The organism is Pedococcus sp. P2_D7 (assembly GCF_056404295.1).
The window spans coordinates 184,480-207,230 of record NZ_JBFUEH010000002.1 but is presented as its reverse complement, the minus strand read 5'-3'; the positions used below and the strand labels follow the sequence as shown (position 1 = coordinate 207,230).

General features: G+C 71.2%; 23 protein-coding genes. 12 read left to right on the top strand and 11 right to left on the bottom strand.

Annotated elements, in window-relative coordinates:
• Positions 1 to 27 precede the first annotated feature (27 nt).
• From AC1DWJ_RS04485 to paaN, 8 genes are all read right to left on the bottom strand, one after another.
• A complete protein-coding gene (locus tag AC1DWJ_RS04485) occupies positions 28 to 1,566 on the bottom strand; it encodes a dihydrolipoamide acetyltransferase family protein (RefSeq protein ID WP_477620081.1) in 1,539 nt (512 codons plus the stop codon).
• Positions 1,567 to 1,583: 17 nt separating this feature from the next.
• Positions 1,584 to 2,558: an alpha-ketoacid dehydrogenase subunit beta gene (locus AC1DWJ_RS04480; RefSeq protein ID WP_056921883.1), complete on the bottom strand. Its 975-nt coding sequence runs from the start codon at positions 2,556 to 2,558 to the stop codon at positions 1,584 to 1,586.
• Positions 2,558 to 3,757 carry a pyruvate dehydrogenase (acetyl-transferring) E1 component subunit alpha gene (gene pdhA, locus AC1DWJ_RS04475; RefSeq protein WP_457254296.1) on the bottom strand — a complete coding sequence of 400 codons (1,200 nt, stop codon included), beginning with the start codon at positions 3,755 to 3,757 and terminating at the stop codon, positions 2,558 to 2,560. The genes AC1DWJ_RS04480 and pdhA overlap by 1 nt, the downstream gene beginning before the upstream one ends.
• Positions 3,758 to 3,916: 159 nt before the next feature.
• A complete protein-coding gene (gene mgrA, locus AC1DWJ_RS04470; protein WP_457254297.1) occupies positions 3,917 to 4,963 on the bottom strand; it encodes an L-glyceraldehyde 3-phosphate reductase in 1,047 nt (348 codons plus the stop codon).
• An 82-nt stretch (positions 4,964 to 5,045) separates the two neighbouring features.
• Positions 5,046 to 6,431, bottom strand: coding sequence for an FAD-binding oxidoreductase (locus AC1DWJ_RS04465; RefSeq protein WP_477620080.1), 1,386 nt, complete (start codon positions 6,429 to 6,431; stop codon positions 5,046 to 5,048).
• A gap of 110 nt (positions 6,432 to 6,541) precedes the next feature.
• Positions 6,542 to 7,639 carry a histidinol-phosphate transaminase gene (gene hisC / locus AC1DWJ_RS04460; RefSeq protein WP_477620079.1) on the bottom strand — a complete coding sequence of 366 codons (1,098 nt, stop codon included), beginning with the start codon at positions 7,637 to 7,639 and terminating at the stop codon, positions 6,542 to 6,544.
• A 1-nt stretch (position 7,640) separates the two neighbouring features.
• The gene (locus tag AC1DWJ_RS04455) at positions 7,641 to 8,024 is read right to left on the bottom strand and encodes a phage holin family protein (protein ID WP_457254301.1); all 384 of its coding nucleotides are present in this window, start codon (positions 8,022 to 8,024) and stop codon (positions 7,641 to 7,643) included.
• Positions 8,025 to 8,060: 36 nt separating this feature from the next.
• The gene (paaN, locus tag AC1DWJ_RS04450) at positions 8,061 to 9,785 is read right to left on the bottom strand and encodes a phenylacetic acid degradation protein PaaN (protein ID WP_477620078.1); all 1,725 of its coding nucleotides are present in this window, start codon (positions 9,783 to 9,785) and stop codon (positions 8,061 to 8,063) included.
• 104 nt (positions 9,786 to 9,889) lie between these two features.
• Here paaN and paaI point away from each other — a divergent pair, with 104 nt between their 5' ends.
• The 7 genes from paaI to AC1DWJ_RS04415 all read left to right on the top strand — a co-directional run bounded on the left by paaI (position 9,890) and on the right by AC1DWJ_RS04415 (position 15,668).
• Complete coding sequence (gene paaI, locus AC1DWJ_RS04445; RefSeq protein WP_477620077.1) at positions 9,890 to 10,318, top strand: hydroxyphenylacetyl-CoA thioesterase PaaI; 429 nt, start codon at positions 9,890 to 9,892, stop codon at positions 10,316 to 10,318.
• A 515-nt stretch (positions 10,319 to 10,833) separates the two neighbouring features.
• Positions 10,834 to 11,280 carry a hypothetical protein gene (locus AC1DWJ_RS04440; protein WP_477620076.1) on the top strand — a complete coding sequence of 149 codons (447 nt, stop codon included), beginning with the start codon at positions 10,834 to 10,836 and terminating at the stop codon, positions 11,278 to 11,280.
• 121 nt (positions 11,281 to 11,401) lie between these two features.
• Positions 11,402 to 12,151, top strand: coding sequence for a peptidylprolyl isomerase (locus AC1DWJ_RS04435; protein WP_477620075.1), 750 nt, complete (start codon positions 11,402 to 11,404; stop codon positions 12,149 to 12,151).
• A gap of 66 nt (positions 12,152 to 12,217) precedes the next feature.
• On the top strand, positions 12,218 to 13,234 hold the full coding sequence (galE, locus tag AC1DWJ_RS04430) for a UDP-glucose 4-epimerase GalE (protein WP_457254306.1): 1,017 nt from the start codon (positions 12,218 to 12,220) through the stop codon (positions 13,232 to 13,234).
• Between the two features lie 11 nt (positions 13,235 to 13,245).
• Entirely contained in the window at positions 13,246 to 13,767 is a 522-nt protein-coding gene (locus AC1DWJ_RS04425; protein ID WP_477620074.1) for a low molecular weight protein-tyrosine-phosphatase, read from the top strand.
• Between the two features lie 24 nt (positions 13,768 to 13,791).
• Complete coding sequence (locus AC1DWJ_RS04420; protein WP_457254308.1) at positions 13,792 to 14,169, top strand: tetratricopeptide repeat protein; 378 nt, start codon at positions 13,792 to 13,794, stop codon at positions 14,167 to 14,169.
• Positions 14,166 to 15,668: an LLM class flavin-dependent oxidoreductase gene (locus AC1DWJ_RS04415; protein WP_477620073.1), complete on the top strand. Its 1,503-nt coding sequence runs from the start codon at positions 14,166 to 14,168 to the stop codon at positions 15,666 to 15,668. The genes AC1DWJ_RS04420 and AC1DWJ_RS04415 overlap by 4 nt, the downstream gene beginning before the upstream one ends.
• 35 nt (positions 15,669 to 15,703) lie before the next feature.
• Here the strand turns inward: AC1DWJ_RS04415 and AC1DWJ_RS04410 are convergent, their stop codons facing one another.
• Positions 15,704 to 16,741, bottom strand: a complete 1,038-nt coding sequence (locus tag AC1DWJ_RS04410; RefSeq protein WP_477620072.1) for an aldo/keto reductase — start codon at positions 16,739 to 16,741, stop codon at positions 15,704 to 15,706.
• Between the two features lie 147 nt (positions 16,742 to 16,888).
• Between AC1DWJ_RS04410 and purB the strand changes: the two genes are divergently transcribed.
• The 5 genes from purB (at position 16,889) to AC1DWJ_RS04385 (ending at position 21,161) form a co-directional block, all read left to right on the top strand.
• Positions 16,889 to 18,298 carry an adenylosuccinate lyase gene (purB, locus tag AC1DWJ_RS04405; protein WP_457254311.1) on the top strand — a complete coding sequence of 470 codons (1,410 nt, stop codon included), beginning with the start codon at positions 16,889 to 16,891 and terminating at the stop codon, positions 18,296 to 18,298.
• A gap of 57 nt (positions 18,299 to 18,355) precedes the next feature.
• Entirely contained in the window at positions 18,356 to 18,721 is a 366-nt protein-coding gene (locus AC1DWJ_RS04400; RefSeq protein WP_477620071.1) for a DUF2568 domain-containing protein, read from the top strand.
• A 10-nt stretch (positions 18,722 to 18,731) separates the two neighbouring features.
• Positions 18,732 to 19,133, top strand: a complete 402-nt coding sequence (locus AC1DWJ_RS04395; RefSeq protein WP_477620070.1) for an MmcQ/YjbR family DNA-binding protein — start codon at positions 18,732 to 18,734, stop codon at positions 19,131 to 19,133.
• Between the two features lie 92 nt (positions 19,134 to 19,225).
• Complete coding sequence (locus AC1DWJ_RS04390; protein ID WP_477620069.1) at positions 19,226 to 20,761, top strand: HNH endonuclease signature motif containing protein; 1,536 nt, start codon at positions 19,226 to 19,228, stop codon at positions 20,759 to 20,761.
• A 100-nt stretch (positions 20,762 to 20,861) separates the two neighbouring features.
• Positions 20,862 to 21,161: a hypothetical protein gene (locus AC1DWJ_RS04385; RefSeq protein WP_477620068.1), complete on the top strand. Its 300-nt coding sequence runs from the start codon at positions 20,862 to 20,864 to the stop codon at positions 21,159 to 21,161.
• A 27-nt stretch (positions 21,162 to 21,188) separates the two neighbouring features.
• On the opposite strand, the gene AC1DWJ_RS04380 is transcribed toward AC1DWJ_RS04385, so the two are convergent.
• Together AC1DWJ_RS04380 and AC1DWJ_RS04375 are read right to left on the bottom strand one after the other, a co-directional pair.
• Positions 21,189 to 21,824: a VOC family protein gene (locus AC1DWJ_RS04380; RefSeq protein WP_457254316.1), complete on the bottom strand. Its 636-nt coding sequence runs from the start codon at positions 21,822 to 21,824 to the stop codon at positions 21,189 to 21,191.
• 59 nt (positions 21,825 to 21,883) lie between these two features.
• Positions 21,884 to 22,711 (bottom strand): RNA methyltransferase, encoded by an 828-nt coding sequence (locus tag AC1DWJ_RS04375; RefSeq protein ID WP_457254317.1) that lies wholly within the window; start codon positions 22,709 to 22,711, stop codon positions 21,884 to 21,886.
• Positions 22,712 to 22,751: the final 40 nt, after the last annotated feature.

Sequence of the window (22,751 nt, the reverse complement as noted above, 5' to 3'; positions counted from 1 at the left end):
GGCCTTCCTGGCTGCGAACCTCGTTGCTCAGCCCCAGACCAGGCCGCGGGCCGGGTCGGCCAGGATCGCGCCGACGTCGGCGATGAACTTGCTGCCGAGCTCGCCGTCGACCAACCGGTGGTCGAACGAGAGCGCGAGCTGGGTGACCCACCGCGGCTCGATCGCCTCGGTGCCGTCGGCGGCGGTGACCACCCACGGCTGACGACGGATCGCGCCGAACGCGAGGATCGCCGCCTCACCCGGGTTGATGATCGGGGTGCCGGTATCGACGCCGAACACGCCCACGTTGGTGATCGTGATCGTGCCGCCGGACATCTCCGCCGGCTGGGTGCGACCCTCGCGGGCCGTGGCGGTCAGCGCGCCGATGGCCTCGGCCAGCTGCCGCATCGACATCTGGTCGGCGTCCTTGATGTTCGGGACGATCAGGCCACGCGGGGTGGCGGCGGCGATGCCGAGGTTCAGGTAGTGCTTGACCACGATCTCCTGGGCGGCCTCGTCCCACGTCGCGTTGATCTCCGGGTGGCGACGGATCGCGACGGCCATCGCCTTGGCCAGCACCAGCAGCGGCGTGACCTTGACGTCCTTGAACTCGCGGTCCTTCTTGAGCCGCTCGACGAGCTCCATCGTCGCCGTGGCGTCGATGGTGACCCACTCGGTGACGTGCGGCGCCGTGAACGCGCTGCCGACCATCGCCTGTGCGGTCATCTTGCGGACACCCTTGATCGGGATGCGAGTCTCGCGCTCGCCACCCCGGGTGAACACCGGTGCCACGTATGCCGCCTGGCTGGGAGCCGCGCCACCGTCCGGGGCGACCGGGGAGACGCCGGTGGCGGCGTTGCTCCCAGCGGTGGCACCGCTTGCGTGGGCGTCGACGTCGGCGCGGCTGATGATGCCGCCTTCGCCCGACCCGGCGACGGTGGCCAGGTCGATGCCGAGGTCCTTGGCGTACTTGCGGACCGGCGGCTTGGCCAGCGCGCGGGCACCACCCTCGCGGGCGACGGTCACGCTCGCTCCACCCGACAAGGGTGCGCTTGACCCCGAAACGGTTGTCGGGTGAGGCGCCCCTTTATCGGGTGACCCGATAAAGGGGGTATCAGCTGGCTGCGACTTGCGCGGACGCCGCTTGGCCTCGGTCTGCTTGACGCCGTAGCCGACCAGGACGGCGGTGCGACCGGTCGACGTGGTGCCGCCGATCTTGCCCTCCTCGATCTCCTCCTCGTCCGACGCCGCAGCGGCCGCAGCCGCCATCTTCGGGGCGGGCGAGCCCTCGATGCCGGGCTCGACGGCGCCGGCTGCGGGAGCGTCCTGCACGGGGGCAGCGCCACCCGCGGTGTCGACGGAGATGATCGGCGTGCCGACCTCGACCGTGTCGCCCTCGGAGACGTGCAGCGCCGTGACGGTGCCGGCGAACGGCACCGGCAGCTCGACGAGCGACTTCGCGGTCTCGATCTCGACGATGATGTCGTTGACCTTGACCGTGTCGCCGACCTTGACGTTCCAGGTGACGATCTCGGCCTCGGTCAGGCCCTCACCGGGGTCCGGAAGCTTGAACTCTTTGACTGCCATGGGTTTTCGCGCCCCTCTCAGAAGGCCAGCGAGCGGTCGACGGCGTCGAGCACCCTGTCGAGGTCGGGGAGGAACTCCTCCTCCAGCTTGCTCGGCGGGTAGGGCAGGTTGTACCCGCCGACCCGGAGCACGGGCGCCTCGAGGTGGTAGAAGCAGCGCTGCTGGAGGGCGGCCGCGATCTCCGCGCCCATGCCGAGGAACGTGGAGGCCTCGTGGACGATGACGGCCCGACCGGTCTTCTCGACCGACGCGGCGACCGTGTCGAGGTCGAGCGGGCTGAGCGAGCGCAGGTCGATGACCTCGAGGTCCTTGCCCTCGGCGGCAGCGGCCTCGGCGGCCTGCAGGCAGGTCTTGACCATGGGGCCGTAGGCGACCAGCGTCGCGGCGGTGCCCTCGCGGCATACCTGCGCCTTGAGCAGCTCGCGCGGGGCGGCGGACTCGTCGACCTCGCCCTTGTCCCAGTAGCGACGCTTGGGTTCGTAGAAGAGCACCGGGTCGTCGGACTCGATGGCCTGCTGGATCATCCAGTAGGCGTCCTCGGCGTTGGAGCAGCAGACGACCTTGAGGCCCGCGGTGTGCGCGAAGTAGGCCTCGTTGGACTCGGAGTGGTGCTCGACCGCGCCGATGCCACCGCCCACGGGGATGCGGATGACCATCGGCAGCTTGATCTTGCCGAGCGAGCGGGCCCGCATCTTGGCGACCTGGCTGACGATGTGGTCGAACGCGGGGTAGATGAACCCGTCGAACTGGATCTCGACGACGGGACGGTAACCGCGCAGCGCCATGCCGATCGCGGTGCCCACGATGCCGGCCTCCGCGAGCGGGGTGTCGATGACGCGGTCCTCGCCGAAGTCCTTCTGGAGGCCGTCGGTGACGCGGAAGACGCCACCGAGCTTGCCGATGTCCTCACCCATCAGGACGACCTTCGGGTCGCGCTCCATGGCGGCGCGCAAGCCGTTGTTGATGCCCTTGGCAATCGTCATGGTGCCCATCAGTGGCTCCCCTCGCCCTCGAAGCCGGCGTGGTAGGCGGCGAACTCCCTGCGCTCCGCCTCGACGACCGGGTGCTCCTCGACGTAGATGTGGTCGAACATCGAGTCGGGCGTCGGGTCGGGCATCGACAGGCAGCCCTCGCGGACCTCGGTGGCCAGCGCGTCGGCCTCGGCCTCGATCGCGTCGAAGAAGGCCTGGTCGGTCTTCTGGGTGTGGACCAGGTAGGACTTCAGCCGCTCGATCGGGTCGCGGTGCTTCCACACCTCGACCTCGGCCGAGACGCGGTACTTGGTGGGGTCGTCCGAGGTGGTGTGGGCGCCCATCCGGTAGGTGTAGGCCTCGATGAAGGTCGGGCCGTTGCCGGAGCGGGCCGCGTTGAGCGCCTGCTGGGTCACGGCGTAGACAGCCAGGACGTCGTTGCCGTCGACCCGCACGCCGGGGAAGCCGAAGCCGCGGGCGCGCTGGTAGAGCGGGATGCGGGTCTGCCGCTCGTTGGGCTCGGAGATGGCCCACTGGTTGTTCTGGCAGAAGAACACCACCGGGGCGTTGTTGACCGCCGCGTAGACGAACGACTCGTTGACGTCGCCCTGGGCGGTGGCGCCGTCACCGAAGTAGGCGATCACGGCGGCGTCGCGCGCGTCGTCGCCGGTGCCCACGTCGCCGTCGCGCTGGATGCCCATCGCGTAGCCCGTCGCGTGCAGCGTCTGGGCGCCGATGACGATCGTGTAGAGGTGGAAGTTCTTCTCGTTCGGGTCCCAGCCACCGTGGTTGACGCCCCGGAACAGGCCGAGCAGGTTGAGCGGGTTGACCCCGCGGCACCAGGCGACGCCGTGCTCGCGGTAGGTCGGGAAGGCGTAGTCCTGCGGGCGCATCGCGCGACCGGAGCCGACCTGCGCCGCCTCCTGGCCGAGCAGGCTGGCCCAGATGCCGAGCTCACCCTGGCGCTGGAGCGCGGTGGCCTCGGCGTCGACGCGGCGGATCAGCACGAGGTCGCGGTAGAAGCCGCGCAGGTCCTCGTCGGTGAGGTCCTTGACGTACTCGTCGTACTCGGTGTTCTCGACGCGCTGCCCCTCCGGGGTCAGCAGCTGGACCATCTCGGGTCCGCCGTCACCGACCTCCGGGACCGGGGCGGTCAGCTCGGCGAGCACCTCGTCCTCATGCTCGACGCTCGTGGCGCCGGCGACTGCGTTGTCGCTCACTGGAACTCCTTCTTCACCCGGGCGGGGTCTCCGCCGTCGTGGGGCGGCTGGTGTGGGGCGCGCTTGTGGCAGCGCTCACAGGGGGCCTTACACGGCCAAGATATCGGGACGGCGGAAAATCTCAGAATCCGGACTCCGGTGCTGGTGGAACAGCCCGGGTCAGGTGAGGCGGGACTGGGTGCGCCAGAGGTCGATGCCCGCCTCGACGGCGTCGCGGTCGATCTGCTCGAGCTCGGCGTCGCTGAACCTGAGGTTGCCGACGGCCGCGGCGGAGTCCTCGAGCTGGCCGACCGACGAGGCGCCGATCAGCACCGAGGTGACCCGGTCGTCGCGCAGCGCCCAGGCCAGCGCCAGCTGGGCCAGGGACTGGCCCCGCTCGGAGGCGAGGTCGTTGAGCTTGCGGACGTGGGCCAGGGTCTCGTCGGTGAGCAGGTCGGGCGACAGGGACTTGCCCTGGCTGGCCCGCGAGCCCTCCGGGATCCCGCCGAGGTACTTGTCGGTGAGCATCCCCTGCGCGAGCGGGCTGAACGCGATGCAGCCGATGCCGCGCTCGCCGAGGGTGTCGAGCAGGCCGCCCTCGACCCAGCGGTTCACCATCGAGTAGGACGGCTGGTGGATGAGCAGTGGCACGCCCATCTCGTCGAGGAGGTCAGCGGCTCGCGCGGTGAGCTCGGGACCGTAGCTGGAGATGCCGGCATACAGGGCCTTGCCCTGCTTGACGATGCTCGCCAGCGCGCCCATCGTCTCCTCGAGCGGGGTGTCGGGGTCGGGCCGGTGGGAGTAGAAGATGTCGACGTAGTCGAGCCCGGTGCGCTGGAGGGTCTGGTCGAGGCTGGCGATGAGGTACTTGCGCGAGCCGCCGTCGCCGTACGGCCCCGGCCACATGTCCCAGCCGGCCTTGGAGCTGATGATCAGCTCGTCGCGGTAGGGGCGGAAGTCGGCGGCGAAGTGGCGCCCGAAGTTCTGCTCGGCGCTGCCGTAGGGCGGCCCGTAGTTGTTGGCGAGGTCGAAGTGGGTGATGCCGATGTCGAACGCCCGCCGCAGGATCGCGCGCTGGACGTCGAACGGCTTGTCGTCGCCGAAGTTGTGCCACATGCCGAGGCTGACCGCGGGCAGCCGCAGGCCGCTCTGCCCCACCTTGCGGTAGGGCATCGGACCGTAGCGGTCAGGGCGGGCGAGATAGGGCGGGAGCCAGGTGTCGACCATGGCCCCAGTCTGTCGCGCCGAGGCGTCGCCGACTACCGGGGGGCGGGCCGCTCGGGACGTGCGCTGGGGACGTCCGCCAGGCTCAGCCTGCGGGGGCGATGTTCTGGTTGTGCCGGAACACGTTGTCCGGGTCCCACGCCGCCTTGATCTCCCGCAGCCGCGCGAGCTTGGCCTCCCCGAAGGCGCTCTCCACGCGCTCCTGGCCCTCGTCGCCGATGAAGTTGAGGTAGACGCGTCCCGAGGTCCACGGCTTCAGCGCCGCCGCCAGCGTGCGGGTGTGGGCGATGTTGGCCTCCGCATCGGCCGGGTCCGGCCACATCGACAGGTAGTGGATGTTGAACGGCGCCTGGCGCTCCCCGAAGGCCGTCGCGTCCTCGGGCACCCGCGCGATCGCACCCCCACCGGGGACGATGATGACCTGGCTGAGCGGCGAGACCGGTGACGCCGCCAGCGACGCCAGGGTCTCCACCGCCTCGTCCGGCAGCTCGTCGAGGAAGTCGGCCGTCCAGTAGTTCTGCATGCCGTGCGGGTTGGCGTCGTCGAGTAGCCGCTGGAGGGCGAGGTAGGGCATCGGCCCCACGTGGGCGAAGGCGGGCGGCCCGAACCCCAACAGCGGGGCCAACACCGACTCGGCGTCCTCGAGCGGTCCGGTGTAGGCGACGATCACGCCCACGGCCGGCTTGCCGCGGGCCGGCTCCGGCACCATCTCGATCGGCGGGGCGGTGATGAAGGCGACGCCACCGCCCACCTCGTCGGGGGCATCGGCGATGAAGTCGCGGAAGTTGCGCAGCACGGCGGCTCCCATCGGCGCCGGGTACATGAGCATTCCGCCGAAGACGATCGGTCCGACCGGGTGCAACCGCAGGGTGAACCGGGTGACGACGCCGAAGTTGCCGCCGCCGCCGCGCAGGGCCCAGAACAGGTCGGGATTCTCGGTGTCCGAGGCCGTCACGATCCGACCGTCCGCCGTCACCACCTGCGCCTCGAGGAGGTTGTCGCAGGTGAAGCCCAGCCGGCGTTCCAGCCAGCCGCTCCCGCTGCCGAGCGCGAGCCCGCCGACGCCGGTCGTCGAGACCCGCCCGCCGGTGACCGCCAGACCGTGCGCCTGGGTCGCTGCGTCGAGCTCGCCCCACGTGCACCCGCCCCCCACCTGTGCCGTCGACTGCTCCGGGTCGACCACCACGTCGCGCAGGCCGCGCAGGTCGACGCACAGCCCGCTGTCGACCACTGCCGAGCCGTTGACCGAGTGACCGCCCCCGTAGACGGAGATCGGCACGTCGGAGGTCCGCGCCCAGGCGATCGCCGCCGCCACGTCCTCGGCGCTGCGGCAGGTCGCGATCAGGCTCGGCGACCGGTCGATCATCGCGTTGAACACGCTGCGGGCCCCGTCGTACCCCTCGTCGCCCGGCGCCAGCTGCGAGCCCGAGAACTCCGGGATGGTGGGACGAACGTCAGTCACATCGGTCATGGCAGGCCTCCGGGAAGTGTGCAGCCGACTCTCCTCCGAACCCCGGGCGCCCCACCTCCCCCAAAGGGACGACGAGGCTGTCAGGTGCCCGCCCGGGCGGGGGTGGACCCTCAGGCGGGGTCGACCGGGTGCTCGGCGAGGAAGGTGCTGGCGACCTCGATCAGCACGTCGTTCGCCGCGGTCTCGCCGATCGTCGCGCGCACCCCGTCGGTGCCGTACTGGCGCAGGGTCAGCCCGGCTTCCTGCGCGGCCGCGGCGAAGTCGCCGGAGCGCTCACCGAGCCCGAACCAGACGAAGTTCGCCTGCGTCTCGGGGATGAACCAGCCCTGGCCGCGCAGCGCCGCGACCACGCGGGTGCGTTCGGCGACCAGCGCGTCGACCCGTTCCTTGAGCTCGTCGTAGGCCTTGAGCGACGCGACGGCGGCCGCCTGGGCGATCGAGTTCACGCCGAACGGTGTGGCCGTCTTGCGCAGGGCAGCCGCGACCGGAGGGTGCGCCACGGCATACCCGATCCGCAAGCCGGCCAGGCCGTAGGCCTTGGAGAAGGTGCGCAGCACCATCACGTTGAGGCGGTCGCGGTAGAGCTCGAGGCTGCGTGGCGCCTCGGGGTCGGTGACGAACTCGAGGTACGCCTCGTCGATCACCACGAGCACCCGGCTCGGCACGGACTCGAGGAAGCGCTCCAGCTCGGCGTGCGTGACCAGCGGGCCGGTGGGGTTGTTGGGGGTGCACACGATGACGACCTTGGTGCGGTCGGTGATCGCCGCACGCATCGCGTCGAGGCGGTGGCGGGCGTGGTCGTCGAGGCCGACCTGCACGCTCGTGGCACCGGCGAGCGCGGTGACGATCGGGTAGGCCTCGAACGAGCGCCAGGCGTAGACCACCTCGTCGCCGGGGTCGCAGGTGGCCGCGATGACCTGACCGAGGACGCCGACCGAGCCGGTGCCGGTCGCGACGTGCTCGGCCGGCACCCCGAGCGTGTCGGCGAGCGCCTGGGTCAGCTCGGTGACCGCCATGTCGGGGTAGCGGTTGATCGAGCCTGCTGCCTCGCGGACGACCTCGAGCACGGACGGGAGCGGCGGGTACGGGTTCTCGTTGGACGAGACCTTGTAGGCCGTCACGCCCTCGGGCGCGGCTGCGGGCTTGCCGGGGACGTACGCGGGCACCTGGTCGAGGGCCGCGCGCAGGCCGACCTCACTCTCCGCCATGTCAGTCGTCGTCGCCGTCGGGGAGGACCCAGCCGAGGACCATCGAGACGATCGTGATGACGATGGCACCGAGCACGGCGTCCCAGAAGAAGTGGGTGATCGTGAAGCTCAGCCCGAGGGGGTCGGCGATCCACTCGGTCAGCTGCAGCATGAACGCGTTCACGATGAAGGTGAACAGCCCCAGCGTCAGGATGATGAACGGGAAGCTGAGGAACTTCGCGATCGGCTTGACGATCGCGTTGACGAGCCCGAAGACGAGCGCGACGAGCAGGACGGTCGCGAACTTGGAGCCGAACTTGCCGTCCCCGAAGCCGATCCCGGGCACCAACCACGCTGCGACCCACAGTGCGACCGCGTTGACCGCGACCTTGATCAGGAAGTTCATGGTCCCGATCGTGCCAGATGCGCGGGCTGTGACGAACTAGACGTGGCGGCGGGAGGTGACGACCCGGAACCGGTTGGCCACGAAGGCCGCGTCGACGTAGGCCGAGTTCGCGGCCGGGTTGGCGCCGGTGCCGTGCAAGTCGGAGAACGCCGCGGTCTGGTTGACGAACACCGGGCCGGTGAGGTTCTCGGACAGCGCGACCCCCGCGTCGGCGGCTGCGTCGCGGGCCGCGTCGAGGACGTCCTCGGAGGTCGAGTAGACGGCCGCCGTCATCGCACCGTGCTCGCGCACCGTGTCGCGGAACTGCGCCAGCGACTGGTCGGTGCCGCTCGTCGCGATGAGGAACGTGACCGGGCCGAAGCACTCCTGGGTGTAGACGTCCTCGCGGCTCGCGTCCATGCTCACCAGGCCAGGGGCGCGGACGATGGCGTCGGGGTATGCCGGGTGGCTGACCGCGCGCGAGTCCAGCACCACCGTGCCGCCCGCCTCCTCCGCCAGCGCGGCGAGACCGGCCGCGTTGGCGCGGACCCCGTCGTTGACGGTCGCGCCGAGCAGCTCGACGGCACGGGCATCGTCGCCGGTGAGCTTTCCGACGGCCGCGGCGAGCTTCGCGCCGAAGTCCTCGAACGACAGGTGGCCCTCGTCGGTCTCGATGCCGTCGCGGGGGACGTAGAGGTTCTGCGGGGTCGTGCACATCTGGCCGGAGTAGAGGCTGAGGGAGAACGCCAGGTTGCCCAGCACGCCGCGCAGGTTGTCGGTCGAGTCGACGACGATCGTGTTGACGCCGGCCTTCTCGGTGTAGACCAGCTGGCCGCGGGCCGCTCCGGTCTCCTCGAGCCACGCGCCGAAGGTGGGCCCGCCGGTGTAGTCGATGATCCGGACCTCGTCGCGCTCGGCGAGCACCTTGGCCAGCCCCTCGCCCTCGGCCTCAGGGGCGAGCTGCACCAGGTCGGCACTGAACCCTGCGGCGGAGAGGACCTCCCGACACACGGCCACGGAGATGGCGAGCGGGAGTACGGCCCGCGGGTGCGGCTTGACGATCACGGGGTTGCCGGTGACGAGCGAGGCGAACAGCCCGGGGTAGCCGTTCCACGTCGGGAAGGTGTTGCAGCCGATGACGAGGGCGACGCCGCGCGGCACGACGCGGTAGTCCTTCTGCATCCGCAGCGGAGCCGGGTTGCCCTCCTTGTCGCGGCCGGGCTTCTCCCACACGACCGAGCTCGGCACCCGCTCCTGCTCGACGAGACCGGCGACGATCGACTCGAGCGCGCGGTCCTGGGCGTGCGGCCCGGCGGCCTGGAAGGCCATGACGAACGGCTGGCCCGTCGTGTGCATGACGGAGTGGGCGATCTCGAACGACCGCGCGTTGACCTGCTCGACGATCTCGACGCAGACGGCGGCGCGGGTGCGGGCGCCGGCGTCACGCCAGGCCGGCATCGCGTCGATCGCAGCGGCCAGCGCCGCGTCGACGTCGAGGTGCGGGTAGGTGATCCCCAGCGCGGGGCCGTAGGGCGAGACCTCCTCGCCGACCCAGTCACCGTCGGTGCGCACGTCACCCAGGCCACCGAACGCGTTGTCGCGCAGCGCCTCGTATGCCGCCTTGCCGGCCTCCGCGGACCCCTCGCCGTAGACGCGGGGAGACGGCGACTCGGGAAAGCGGCTGAAGTACGACCGCTCCGCGAGGGCCGTGATCGCCTGCGCGAGCAGCTCCCCGTGCTTGTCGACGAGCGGGTGGGTGTTGGGCGCCGTTGCCGTGGTCATGCGGTCATCGTAAACGGCTCCAGAGGGCGTTCCGACCGGCGGTGGAGGGCGTTCCGACCGGCGGTGGAAGCGCTGGTGACTCGGTCGTTTGCCACGATGGGGCCATGACCGACGACGACCTGAGCCATGTCCGGGCGATGTGGGCCGACGACGAGGCGTCCCGTGGGCTGGGGATGGAGGCGACCGTCGTCGAGGTCGACCACGCGGTGGTGCGGATGACCGTGACCGCGGCGATGGTGAATGGGCACGACATCGCCCACGGCGGCTTCATCTTCACCCTGGCCGACTCGACCTTCGCGCTGGCGTGCAACTCCCGCGGACAGCTGACGGTCGCGGCCGGGGCCGACATCACCTTCGTCACCTCGGCTCATCGCGGTGACGTGCTGGTGGCCGACGGACGGGTGCGCGCGGCCTACGGGCGCAGCGGGATCACCGACGTCACCGTGACGCGCGAGTCGGACGGGGCGCTGGTCGCGGAGTTCCGCGGCCGGTCGCGCAGCCTGACGGGCCGAGGAGGCGCTCCCGGGAAGTAGGTTTCGCTCGCTATGCCGTGCCCCACCCTCAGGGGCAGGCGCAGGCGCAGGGGCAGGCACAGGGGCAGGGGCAAGCACAGGGGCAGGGGCAAGCACAGGGGCAGGGGCAAGCACAGGGGCAGGGGCAAGAGCAAGAGCAAGAGCAGGGGCCGCGTCGGTGAGACGACGGCCTGGGTGCCCTCACGTCGTCGCCGGGCTGCATCTCCACGACTGGCCCACCCTGAGGGGCATGGCATAGCCAACGAACACCTACTCCGCCCACGCTCCGCCCACGCTCCGCCCACGCTCCGCCCACGCTCCGCCCACGCTCCGCCCAGGCTCCGCCTCGCGAGTGCCCGGCACCCAGTACCGCCAGGGCGGCCTTCGTCCGTCCACAGGTCCGGCGCGGGTTCGAGGTCGCCCACAGGCGGGGAGCAGGCGACTGTGCCGGTCGTCCGGCGACCGGGACGCTCGGCAGATGCAGCCAAACAACATGACCCCCCAGCGCATGAACCCCAGCGCTTGAACCCCAGCGCATGAACCCCAATCCCAGGGCGACCACCGTCCGGCTCCTCACCCAGTGGAAGGACGTCCAGGACTCGCTCACGTTGATGGACTCCATCGGTCTCGCCCTCCGGCGACAACGCAACGTCGCGCGGACCAGCCAGCGTGAGTACGCCCTGCAGTCGGGATGGAGCAAGAGTCACCAAGCCAGGCTGGAGACCGACCCGGGACGGCTCAAGCTCGCGGACGTGCTCGCGGCACTCGAGGGCACCAGCTACCACCTCGAGCTGAGGAGCGACGACGACGGCCGGCTCGTCGAGCCCTTCGAGTGGTACCCGACGGAGCTGGTCGCACGGTTCCGCGACGGCCGCAGGTTCCCGGCGGCGGTGAACCCCGTGCGGTGGACCGGACGTACCTGGTTCTACACCCGGCACCCCTACGGCACGCCGGCACCCGACTGGACGTGGTCGAGACGGTGACGCGTCCGCCGTCCGCCGTCCGCGGCCCCCTGTCCGCCGTCCGCTCGACGCGCGGAATGCCGTGTTTGTCCCTATGGTCCGAGGTGGTCGAGACCCGGCCGCCCCACACCTTGGAGGACCCATGCGAACCCCTCGGACCCTGATCGCCGTCGCCGCTGTCGCAGCCCTGGCAGCCCTGGCAGCCCTGACCCCGAGCGTCGCCGCAGCGGGCGAGACCCCAGCGGACAGACCCACCCAGGGGGCCTGCGGCTACGCCCCCCTGGCGGACCAGACCTACTCCACCTGGACCGGGCTGCCGCAGGACCCGGCGCGCACCCCCGCCCGCGGCGCCGTCGACTTCACGCTCCAGACCAACCACGGCGACATCCCGATCGTGCTCGACCGCGCCCTGGCGCCGTGCACCGTCCAGAGCTTTGCGTTCCTCACCCACCAGAAGTACTTCGACGGCACCAGCTGCCACCGCCTCACCGCCTACCAGACGCCGCCCTTCGCGCTCTCGGTGCTGCAGTGCGGCGACCCGCTGGGCACCGGCTGGGGTGACCCCGGCTACTCGTTCAAGGACGAGCTCGACTCGGCCAGGGCGCTCGAGAACTGGCCGGGATTCCCCGACGGCAGCCGGAGGAACTACGCCCGCGGCACCCTCGCGATGGCCAACGGCGGCCCCGACACCAACGGCAGCCAGTTCTTCCTCGTCTACCAGGACTCGCGGCTGCGGCCCGACTACACCGTCTTCGGCCACGTCACCGAGGCCGGCATGCAGGTGCTCGAGGAGATCGCCGCAGGCGGCATCGACCCCAGCACGGAGGGCACGCCCGAGGACGGCGCCCCCGCGAGCCCCGTGACCATCGAGCGCGCCAAGAGCGGCCGCTGACCGCGAGACCGCCCACGGGGTGGTGGCGCGTGGCTGGGAGCCGGACTCGCGGCATACGGTGTGCGCATGCGCGTCTTGGTCACCGGCGGTGCCGGGTACATCGGGTCCCACACCGTCGTCCAGCTGAGGGCCGCCGGCCACGAGGTCGTCGTCGTCGACAACTTCTCCAACGCGAAGCCCACCGTGGTGCCGCGACTGGAGGCGCTGACCGGCGGGCCGCTGGAGGTGCACGCGTTCGACCTCACCGACCGCGACAAGGTCGAGTCGCTCTTCGCCGAGCGCAAGTTCGACGCGGTCGTCCACTTCGCGGGGCTCAAGGCCGTCGGCGAAAGCGTGGACGTGCCGCTGGAGTACTACCAGACCAACCTCGACTCGACCTTCGCGCTGGTGCGGGCGATGCAGCGGCACGGCTGCTTCCGATTGGTCTTCTCGTCGTCCGCGACGGTCTACGGCGAGAGCGCCACCCCGCCGTTCACCGAGGACCTGCCGACCTCGGCGACCAACCCGTACGGCTGGACCAAGGTGATGATCGAGCAGGTGCTGCGCGACGTCGCCCGCACCGACGACCGGTGGCGGATCGCGTTGCTGCGCTACTTCAACCCGGTCGGCGCGCACGAGTCGGGGAACATCGGTGAGGACCCCTCGGGGATCCCCAACAACCTCATGCCGTTCATCGCCCAGGTGGCGGTCGGCAAGCTCGAGAAGCTCGAGGTCTACGGCGACGACTACGACACCCCCGACGGCACCGCCCTGCGCGACTACATCCACGTCGAGGACCTCGCCGCCGGCCACCTCGCCGCGCTGACCAAGCTGGGCGCGACCGACGAGCGGGTGTCGACCTGGAACCTCGGCACCGGGCACGGCACCTCGGTGCTCGAGGTGCTGCGCGCCTTCGAGAAGGCCTGCGGGCACGACCTCCCGCACGAGGTCGTGGGTCGCCGTGCCGGCGACATCGCTGCCTCGTATGCCGACCCGTCACGTGCCGAGCGCGAGCTCGGCTGGAAGGCGACGCGCACCATCGATGACATGTGCGCCGACCAGTGGCGCTGGCAGCGCGCAAACCCCCTGGGCTACCCGGACTGAGCGGATCAGGCATGGCAACCGAGCGTCCCTACCGCGTGACCGTCGTGTGCACCGGCAACATCTGCCGCTCGCCGATGGGTGAGTTCGTCCTACGCGAGCGCTTCGCGGAGGCCGGGCTCGGCGAGCAGGTGGTCGTCGACTCGGCCGGCACGCACTCCTGGGAGGTTGGCAACCCCGCCGACCCGCGGACCCTGGCGGTGCTGGCCCGCAACGGGCACGACGACTTCGGCGGCCACGACCACGTGGCCCGCCGGTTCGAGCGGTCGTGGCTCGACGAGGTGGACCTCGTCCTCGCCGCCGACGCCGGCCACCTGCGCGAGCTGACCACGCTCGCGCGCACCGACGCGCAGCGTGCCAAGGTGCGGCTCTTCCGGTCCTTCGACCCCGAGGCCGAGCGCTCGGGAGACCTCGACATGGACGACCCCTGGTACGGCGACGACACCGCGTTCGACCAGACCTACACCGAGGTGGTGGCGGCGGCCGACGGCGTCGTCGCGCACGTGCGGCATGCGCTAACCCACCGGAATAGTTGAATATCGAACTATTGTTGAGGGGTCATGACGACGAACAGCACGCCCTTCGCCCTCCGGCTCGACTGGGCGCGGAGCCTCTTCGACCACGGCGACTTCAGCGCTGCCGCCACCGCGCTGCGCGAGCTCGTCGACGAAGCCAGCACCGCCGAGCACCTGCACGGCACGGCCGACCTGCGGCTGCTGCTGGCCCGCGCCTACTTCGGGTCTGCCCAGCTGGGACGCGCCGAGACCGAGCTGCGGGCGCTGGTCGAGGACGCCCCCGACGACGCCTACCTGCACCTCCTGCTCGGTCGCACCCTCCAGCGCCAGCGTCGGCACGCCGATGCCCAGCGGCACCTGGCCCTGGCCGAGGTCCTCGGTGACTACGAGCGGCCGGCCGCCTACGGCGCTCCCCTCTCATGACCGACTACGGACAGGACCTGCAGTTCGGGATCTTCCCCAGCCCTGACGCCGCGTCCGCCGACCTCGTCCTCGAGCTCAGCGCGGCGGCGGACGTCGCCGGGCTCGACCTCGTGACGATCCAGGACCACCCCTACCAGGCCAAGCACCTCGACACCTGGACCCTGCTGTCGGTCATCGCGGCTCGCACCACGTCGGTGCGGGTGGCCCCCAACGTGGCGAACCTGCCCCTGCGTCTGCCGGTCGTCCTGGCGCGCAGCGTCGCCACGCTCGACCTGCTCAGCGGGGGGCGGGTCGAGCTGGGGCTGGGCACCGGCGCGTTCTTCGACGCCATCGTCGCCGCCGGCGGGACGCGCCTGACCCCGGGCGAGTCGATCGAGTCCCTCACCGAGGCGATGGAGGTCATCCGCGCGGTGTGGGCCGGCGAGGGCGGACCGACCGTGCGGGTGGAGGGGAAGCACCACCGCGTCGTCGGATTGCACCCTGGCCCAGCACCTGCGCACCCCGTCGAGATCTGGCTGGGCGCCTACAAACCGCGCATGCTGCGCCTCACCGGCCGGTCCGCGGACGGCTGGCTCCCGAGCATGGGGTATGCCGCGCCGGACGCCTTGCGTGGGCTCAACCGGACCATCGACGACGCGGCCGTCACGGCCGGGCGCGACCCCGCCTCGATCCGTCGGCTCTACAACATCCACGGGCGGTTCGGCACGGGCGGCGGGACGCGCCAGGGTGGTCTGCTGCAGGGCTCGCCGAGCGAGTGGGCCGAGCAGCTCGCCGAGCTCACCCTCACCGAGGGGATGAGCACCTACATCCTCGCCGTCAAGACCGTTGACCAGGTCGAGCGCTTCGCCCACGAGGTCGCCCCGGCCGTCCGCGAGCTGGTCGATGACGAGCGAGCTCGCCGAGCCCACTCCCCTGTGCCGGCGACGAGCCCCGCCGTCGTCAGCACGCGGCATACCGATGCACTTGATGCCACCTCGACCGACGCGGAACCCGTTGCCACGCAACGACACTCGGGTGCGGGCGCCCATCTCGTCGAGGTGCACGACGGACTGCGGGCCGAGCTGACCCGGCTGCGCGACATCGTCGAGCAGGTGGTGGTCGGTGAGGAGCAGGCGCATCGCGCGCGCAACGCCATCAACGAGCTGACCATGCGCCAGAACAACTGGACGCTCGGCGCCTACTGCGCGCAGTACTGCCGGTTCGTGACGGGTCACCACGGCCTGGAGGACCGGTCGGTGTTCCCGCACCTGCGCCGCAGCGAACCGGAGCTCACACCGGTGCTGGATCGCCTCGAGTCGGAGCACCTGGTGATCCACGACGTGCTCGAACAGCTCGACGAGGCCCTGGTCGGGCTGGTGTCCGGCACTGCATACCCGGACAGCACCGGCACGGCCGAGCTGAAACGCGTCGTCGACCTGCTGTCGTCGACCCTGCTCGACCACCTCGCCTACGAGGAGTCCGAGCTCGTGTCGGCGCTGGACCGCCACGGTTTCTCCTGACGCAGACCCGCCTCCCGGGCTGAACTGACGCGCGGTCAGTCGGTCGTCGAAGGGGGCAGGTCGCGACTCCGCTGGCCGACGCCGGCGGCGCCGTACGGGTAGTCGTCGGCGTGCGGTGCGCTCACCTCGCCCAGCCGGTCGAGCTGCTCGGCCGAGAGGTCGAGGTCGGCCGCGGCGAGGTTGTCGGTGAGCTGCTCGACGGTGCGGGCTCCGAGGATGACCGACGTGACGGCGGGCTGGGCACCGACCCAGGCGAGCGCGACCTGGGCCGACGACACCCCCGCCTCCGCGGCGACCGCACCGACCGCGTCGATGACGTCCCAGGTGCGCACCTGCCGGTTGCGTGGACCCCAGGCCTCCATGCCGCGCTCGGGGTCCTCCCCCAGCCGCGACTCACCAGTGGGCGTGGTGTCGCGCTGGTACTTGCCGGTGAGCCAGCCGCCAGCGAGCGGCGACCACGGGAGCAGCCCGAGTCCGCCGTCGAGGCAGGCCGGCACGACCTCGTGCTCGATGTCGCGGACCAGCAGGTTGTACTGCGGCTGCAGGGTCACCGGCGCGGTCCAACCGTTCGCGCGCGCCACGTGGACCGCCTTGGTCACCTGCCAGCCGAGGTAGTTGGAGAAGCCGTAGTAGGAGATCTTGCCGGCGGCGACGGCGTCGTCGAGGAAGCGCAGCGTCTCCTCCACCGGGGTCACCGCGTCCCACGCATGCATCTGGTAGAGGTCGATGTGCTCGACCCCGAGGCGCCGCAACGAGTCGTCGAGGGCGCGGCGCAGGTGGCGGCGCGAGAGGCCGAGGTCGTTCGGGCCGTCGCCCATCGCGAAGCGGCCCTTGGTGGCGAGCACGAGGTCCTTGGCGTCGTCCGGGTGGGCCGCCAGCCATCGGCCGATGATCTCCTCGGAGCCGCCCTTCGAGTAGACGTCGGCGGTGTCGAGGAAGGTGCCCCCGGCGTCGACGTAGGCCTCGAGGATCGCGCCGGAGGTCGCCTCGTCCGCCTCTGCGCCGAAGGTCATCGTGCCGAGGCACTGGGTGGAGACGACGGTGCCGCTGGAGCCGAGCGTGGTGTATCGCATGGCTCTCACGGTATGCCGCGCGCTGACCCCGCGCGCGGCCGCGTCACGGCCGCCCGTGCCACCGCGTCCGGCGCCCGGCGTCGGGGCGGTCGGCACCCGGCATACCGGTGTCCCGAGGTGGCCCCGCACTCTGGGAGACTGTGGGTCATGGCTTCGCTTGCTGACGCGACCCCTCCCATTGCGCTGGGCGCCCTCGACGGTCGCTACCGCGGTGCGGTGGCGCCGCTGGTCGACCACCTGTCCGAGCCGGCGCTCAACCGCGAGCGCATCCGGGTCGAGGTGGAGTGGCTGATCTTCCTCACCACCCACCAGGTCGTGCCGGGGGTGCGCGCGCTCACTTCCGACGAGCAGCAGCGGCTGCGCCAGGTGGTCGAGGACTTCGGCGCCGACGAGATCGAGGAGCTCGCGACGATCGAGCGCGAGACGCAGCACGACGTCAAGGCGGTCGAGTACTTCCTCAAGCGTCGGCTCACCGCCATCGCCCCCGGCGACGAGGACCGCGGGCTGGCCGAGCTGATCCACTTCTGCTGCACCAGCGAGGACATCAACAACCTGTCCTACGCCCTCATGGTCAAGGGCGCGGTCACCGACGTCTGGCTCCCGCGGGCGACCGCGCTGGTCGAGACGGTCGCGACGATGGCCTCCGACCTGCGCGAGGTGCCGCTGCTGGCGCACACCCACGGGCAGCCCGCGACGCCGACCACCATGGGCAAAGAGCTCGCGGTGCTCGCCCACCGGCTGGGTCGCCAGCTGCGGCGGGTCGGCGTGGCCGAGTTCCTCGGCAAGCTCAACGGCGCCACCGGCACCTACGGCGCGCACCTCGCCGCGGTGCCCGAGGCCGACTGGCCGAAGCTGAGCCGCGAGTTCGTGGAATCCCTTGGGCTGCAGTGGAATCCGCTCACCACCCAGATCGAGTCGCACGACTGGCAGGCCGAGCTCTACGCCGACCTCGCCCGGTTCAACCGGATCCTGCACAACCTGTGCACCGACGTCTGGACCTACATCTCGCTCGGCTACTTCGCGCAGGTGCGCGGCCAGGGCACCGTGGGTTCGTCGACGATGCCGCACAAGGTGAACCCGATCCGCTTCGAGAACGCCGAGGCCAACCTCGAGGTCAGCAACGCACTCTTCGACGTGCTCTCCTCGACGCTGGTCAACAGCCGGCTCCAGCGCGACCTCACGGACTCCTCGATGCAGCGCAACATCGGCGTCGCGTTCGGGCACTCGCTGCTCGCCATCGACAACGCCGCCCGTGGCCTGGCCGGGCTCGACGCCGTGCCCGCCGCGATGGCCGCCGACCTCGACGCCAACTGGGAGGTCCTCGGCGAGCCGGTGCAGTCGGCCATGCGCGCGTTGGGTGCCCAGGGTGTTGCCGGCATGGAGAACCCGTACGAGCGGCTCAAGGAGCTGACCCGCGGTCGCCGGATCACCGGTGACGACCTGCGCGAGTTCGTCGCCGGGCTCGGGCTGCCGGACGACGTGGCCAAGCGCCTCTCCGAGCTGACGCCCCAGACCTACATCGGCGTCGCGCCCGAGCTGGTCGACTTCCTGGACTGAGCGGTATGCCGCGTGGTGACCACGCGGCATACCTCGCCCTCGTGCGACGCTGGGCGCATGGTGGCGATGGGCTGGGTCGTGTTGGCCTTGGTGTTCGTCGACGAGGTGCTCGCGGCTGCGGCCGCCGCGGTCTGGGGCAACCACGAGAGTGGACTGCTGCTCGCGGTCGGAATGGTGGTCGTGGTGATCGGGGTCTGGTGGGCGTTCGCGTCGCCGAAGGCGCCGCTCAGGGGTCCGGTGGTGCGGCCGGTGACCAAGGTGCTCGTCTTCGGGCTGGCCGGGCTCGGTCTGTGGGCGGCCGGGCACCACGGTTGGGCGGTGGCGTTCCTCGTGTTCTCGGTGGTGGTCAACGCGCTCGCCCTGCTGCCCTCGATCCAGGCGCTGGTCTCCAAGGCCGACGCACGGGGCGGTCAATCGGCGTAGCGTCGCCGGCATGGCCGCACGCAAGGCGAAGCTGTCGGACCTCGCGGAGATCGCCCTGTCCCTCCCCGAGGCGGAGGAGGGCAGGTCCTGGGGCAACCCGGCCTACGTGGTGCGGAAGAAGTCGTTCCTGCACTTCCGCGAGCCGCGCCCCGACGCCGTCGACCCCGAGACCGGTGAGCGGATGCAGGACGTCATCATGTTCGTCGTCGCCGACCAGAGCGACAAGGAAGCCCTCGTCGAGGGCGACGGGCCGTGGTTCACGACGCCGCACTTCGACGGCTACAACGCGGTGCTGCTGCGCCAGCGCGACCTCGGCCGGCTGACCCGCGCCGAGCTCGCCGAGGTCATCACCGATGCATGGGCAGCGAAGGCGCCGAAGAAGCTGGTCCAGGAGTACTTCGGCGAACGGTGAGCTGTTCGCCGCGAGCGAAATTCGTTGCGTGCCAGTGGTTTTCCCTTGTGGATGACTGGCACCACGCATTCGAACAGGTGTACGATTGCGGTATGTCGATCAGCCCGGCCGTGCAGCGAGACGAGGCGCAGCGTGACCTCTGGACGCGCACGGCCGAGGTCGCGGGACGGCTCAACCGGGCGCAGGGCGAGCTGGTCGACCTGGCCGCGGAGCTCATCGAGGGCGAGCACTGGGGCGACGGCGGGTTCCGGTCGCCGGAGCACTACTTCGTCGTCCGGGCCGGGCTGTCACCCTCGCACGCGCGGGACGTGGTCGCCGTGGCGAGGCGTCGTCATGAGCTGACCGCGGCCTCCCAGGCCCTGCGGGACGGGCTCCTGTCGCTCGACCAGACCGCCGTGGTAGCCCACCACGCGCCGGCGAGCCACCAGCAGTCCGCGGCCGACTTCGCCCAGCACGCCACCGTGCCCCAGCTGCGTCGCGCGCTGAGCCGGCACGCCTTCGCGTCCATCCCGGTCGCCGATGCCGAGCGCTCCGGTGACGACACCGCCACCGACCCAGCACTCCGCCTCGCAGCTGCCGGGGTGCCCGGGCAGGAGGACTCGGAGCGCCGGGCCTGCGCGCGCCCCGACCTGTCGATGCACTACGACCACGACGGCCGGTTCCAGCTGCGCTACAGCGCCCCCGCGCCGGTCGGGGCACTGGTCGAGCAGGCGCTCAAGGAGGCCAAGGACGCGCTGTTCCTCGCGGCGTCCGGTGTTCCCGCGGCGGGAGACCAGGGACCGGCCGGCTCTGGCGGCGCCGGCGAGGGTGCCACGGCTGGCGCTCCCCGGGCCGCGCACGGCATTGCGGCCACGGACCGCCCGACCTACGCGGATGCGCTCGAGGAGCTCGCTCGGCGTTCGTTCTCGTCCGTCGCCTCGACCGGCCGGGCCAGCCACTACCGGGTCTACCTGCACCTGTCGACCGACGGCGGCTGGGTCAACGGCGGCGCAGCCATCCCCCGGCGGCTGCTCGACCGGTTCCTCTCCGACGGCGTGGTCCAGCCGGTCTGGGAGACCCAGGGCCGGCCGGTCAGCGTCGGCCGGGCCATGCGGATCCTGCCGCAGCGGTCCCGCCGGCTGATCGAGGACCGCGACCGCGGCTGCCGGTTCCCCGGCTGCACCGCCACCCGGTTCGTGGAGATCCACCACCTGCACGACTGGGCCCAGGGCGGCGCCACCGACGACGACAACCAGGTCAGCCTCTGCCCGTTCCACCACGACGCGGTCGGCCGAGGCGACTACACCATCGCCGGCGACCCGACCCGCCCCGACGGCCTGGTCGTCACCACCCGCCACGGACTGCCGGTGCGACCCCCGACGGCCGTCGAGCTCGCCGCGCCACCGGGCGGCGACCCGCCCGCACCACCCGGGGCGGCGGCATACCAACCACCGACCGGCGAACGCGCCCGCTGGCACGACATCGAGATCCTCCCCCACCACCTCGCGCAGTGGGACCGGCAGCTCCACCTCGTCAAGGCGCCTGGCCAGGACACGGGTGCACCGGAGGACCGTGATAACCACCCGTGGCCAATGCGGGACGCCGACGACGAAGAGGTCCTCAGCTACTGCCGCACCTGGGACGACTAGCTGGGCGGTGCAGCCGCGTGGCGTCCAGCTCGCCGCGTACCGCTCTTGGCCGTCTGGCAAGGTGCACCCTGACGTTCCCGTTCGACCGAAGGACTGATCGGTGCCCGACCGACCTGAGATCGTCTGCATCTGCGGCTCGACCCGGTTCGTGGACGAGATGCGTGCGGCAAACCGTGAGCTGACCCTCGCAGGCGTCATCGTCGTCGCGCCGGGCGAAGCAGGCGAGGTGATCACCCACGAGCAGAGGACCGCGGTGGACGCCCTCCACCTGCGCAAGATCGACCTGGCTGACCGGGTCCTGGTCGTCAACCCCGGTGGGTACATCGGTGAGTCGACGAGCAGGGAGATCGCCTACGCGCACGCCACCGGCACGCCGATCTCGTTCACCGACCCGGTCTGACCAGTCGGGGCGTCGGGGACGAGCAGGTCAGACGGTGACCTTGCCCTCAGGCGTGTCGAAGGTGACCGCGAGGAGGCCGGGGGTGCCGCGGGGGGCGACGAAGGTGAAGTCGATGACCGAGGACGTCTCGTCGGGCGGCAGGCCCAGCCAGTCGCGCACCCGGGCGGGGTCGCCGGCGATCTGCAGGCTGTCGATCGTGACGGTGGTCATGGCCGCCGTCGACGGGTGCAGCGAGACGTCTTCCCACTGCACGAAGTAGGGCAGCTGCGGGTCGGACATCAGGCCCTTGATCCCCAGCTGGCGCCAGCGCAGCTCGACGCCGTCGGGGCGGTACCGGTTGCCAGGGACGGCTTCGCGGCCGATGCGGATCTCGAGCGGCGCGAGGTCGTCGACCGCGATGCACCAGCCGAGCCAGCCTCCGCCGGCCTCGGACCGAGCACGGACGGCCTGCCCGAACGGCGCCTTGTCGGACGCCGGGTGGTCGAGCACCTCGACGACCTCGACGTAGCGCTCGTGCGCCAACGGCAGGATCACGTTGCGCGTGCCGAACCGCGGGTGGATGCCCCCATCGACCGGGTCGACCCCGATCAGCTTGGCGAGGCGCTCCGCGGTCGCCTGCAGTCCGTCGTGCTCTGCCGCATACGAAACGTGGTCAACTCGCATACCCGACATCGTGACATACGTCAGGGAGTGCTCCTGACACGGGTGTGGTCAGTGAGGCTTCAGGGAGCCGAGGCGGGCGCGGCGGCTCCCCGCTGGCGCACCGCCTCGTAGATCACGATGGCGGCCGAGGTCGCGACGTTGAGCGAGTTCGCCTTGCCCACCATCGGGATCCGGACCTTGTATGCCGCGTGCGCCAGCACCTCGTCAGTCAGGCCGTACTTCTCGGCCCCCACCGCGATGGCGACCGGGCCGGTGTAGTCGACGTCGGTGTGCAGCAGGTCGGTATCCGGGGTGGTGGCGACGAGGGCGATGCCGTTCGCGTCCAGCCAGGCCAGGGTCTCGGCCGTCGAGTCGCTCGCGACGGGCACGCTGAACACGGTCCCCTTGGAGGCGCGGACCAGGTTCGGGTTCCCCCAGTCGGTGACCGGATCGGCGGCGACCACCGCCTCCGCGCCGGCGGCATCGGCGGTGCGCAGCATCGCCCCGAGGTTGCCCGGCTTCTCCACGCCCTGGCAGAGGACGGTCAGGGCGCTCGGACCCACGGTCAGCTCGCGGCACGACCGCACCACCGAGGGCACCACGGCGATGAAGCCGTCCGGGCCCTCGCGGTAGGCGGCCCGCTCGAACGCAGTCCGCGACACCTGCACGGTCTCCACCCCGTCGCGCCGCGCCTCGTCGACGACCCGCTCCTGGCTGGTCGGGTCGAGCATCAGCTCGGGGCAGTAGTACAGCGCCTCGGGGAGCACCCCGGCCCCGAGCGCGAGGGTCAGCTCCTCGAAACCCTCGATCAGCGTCCGCCCCGTCTCCTCACGGGTGCGCCGACGGCGCAGCGCGGCGAGCGCCTTGAGGCGCGGGTTCGACGGCGAGGTGATGATCAGGTCAGCCATGGCGGGCCCAGTCTGTCAGCGATGCGGCACACTGTCCGCC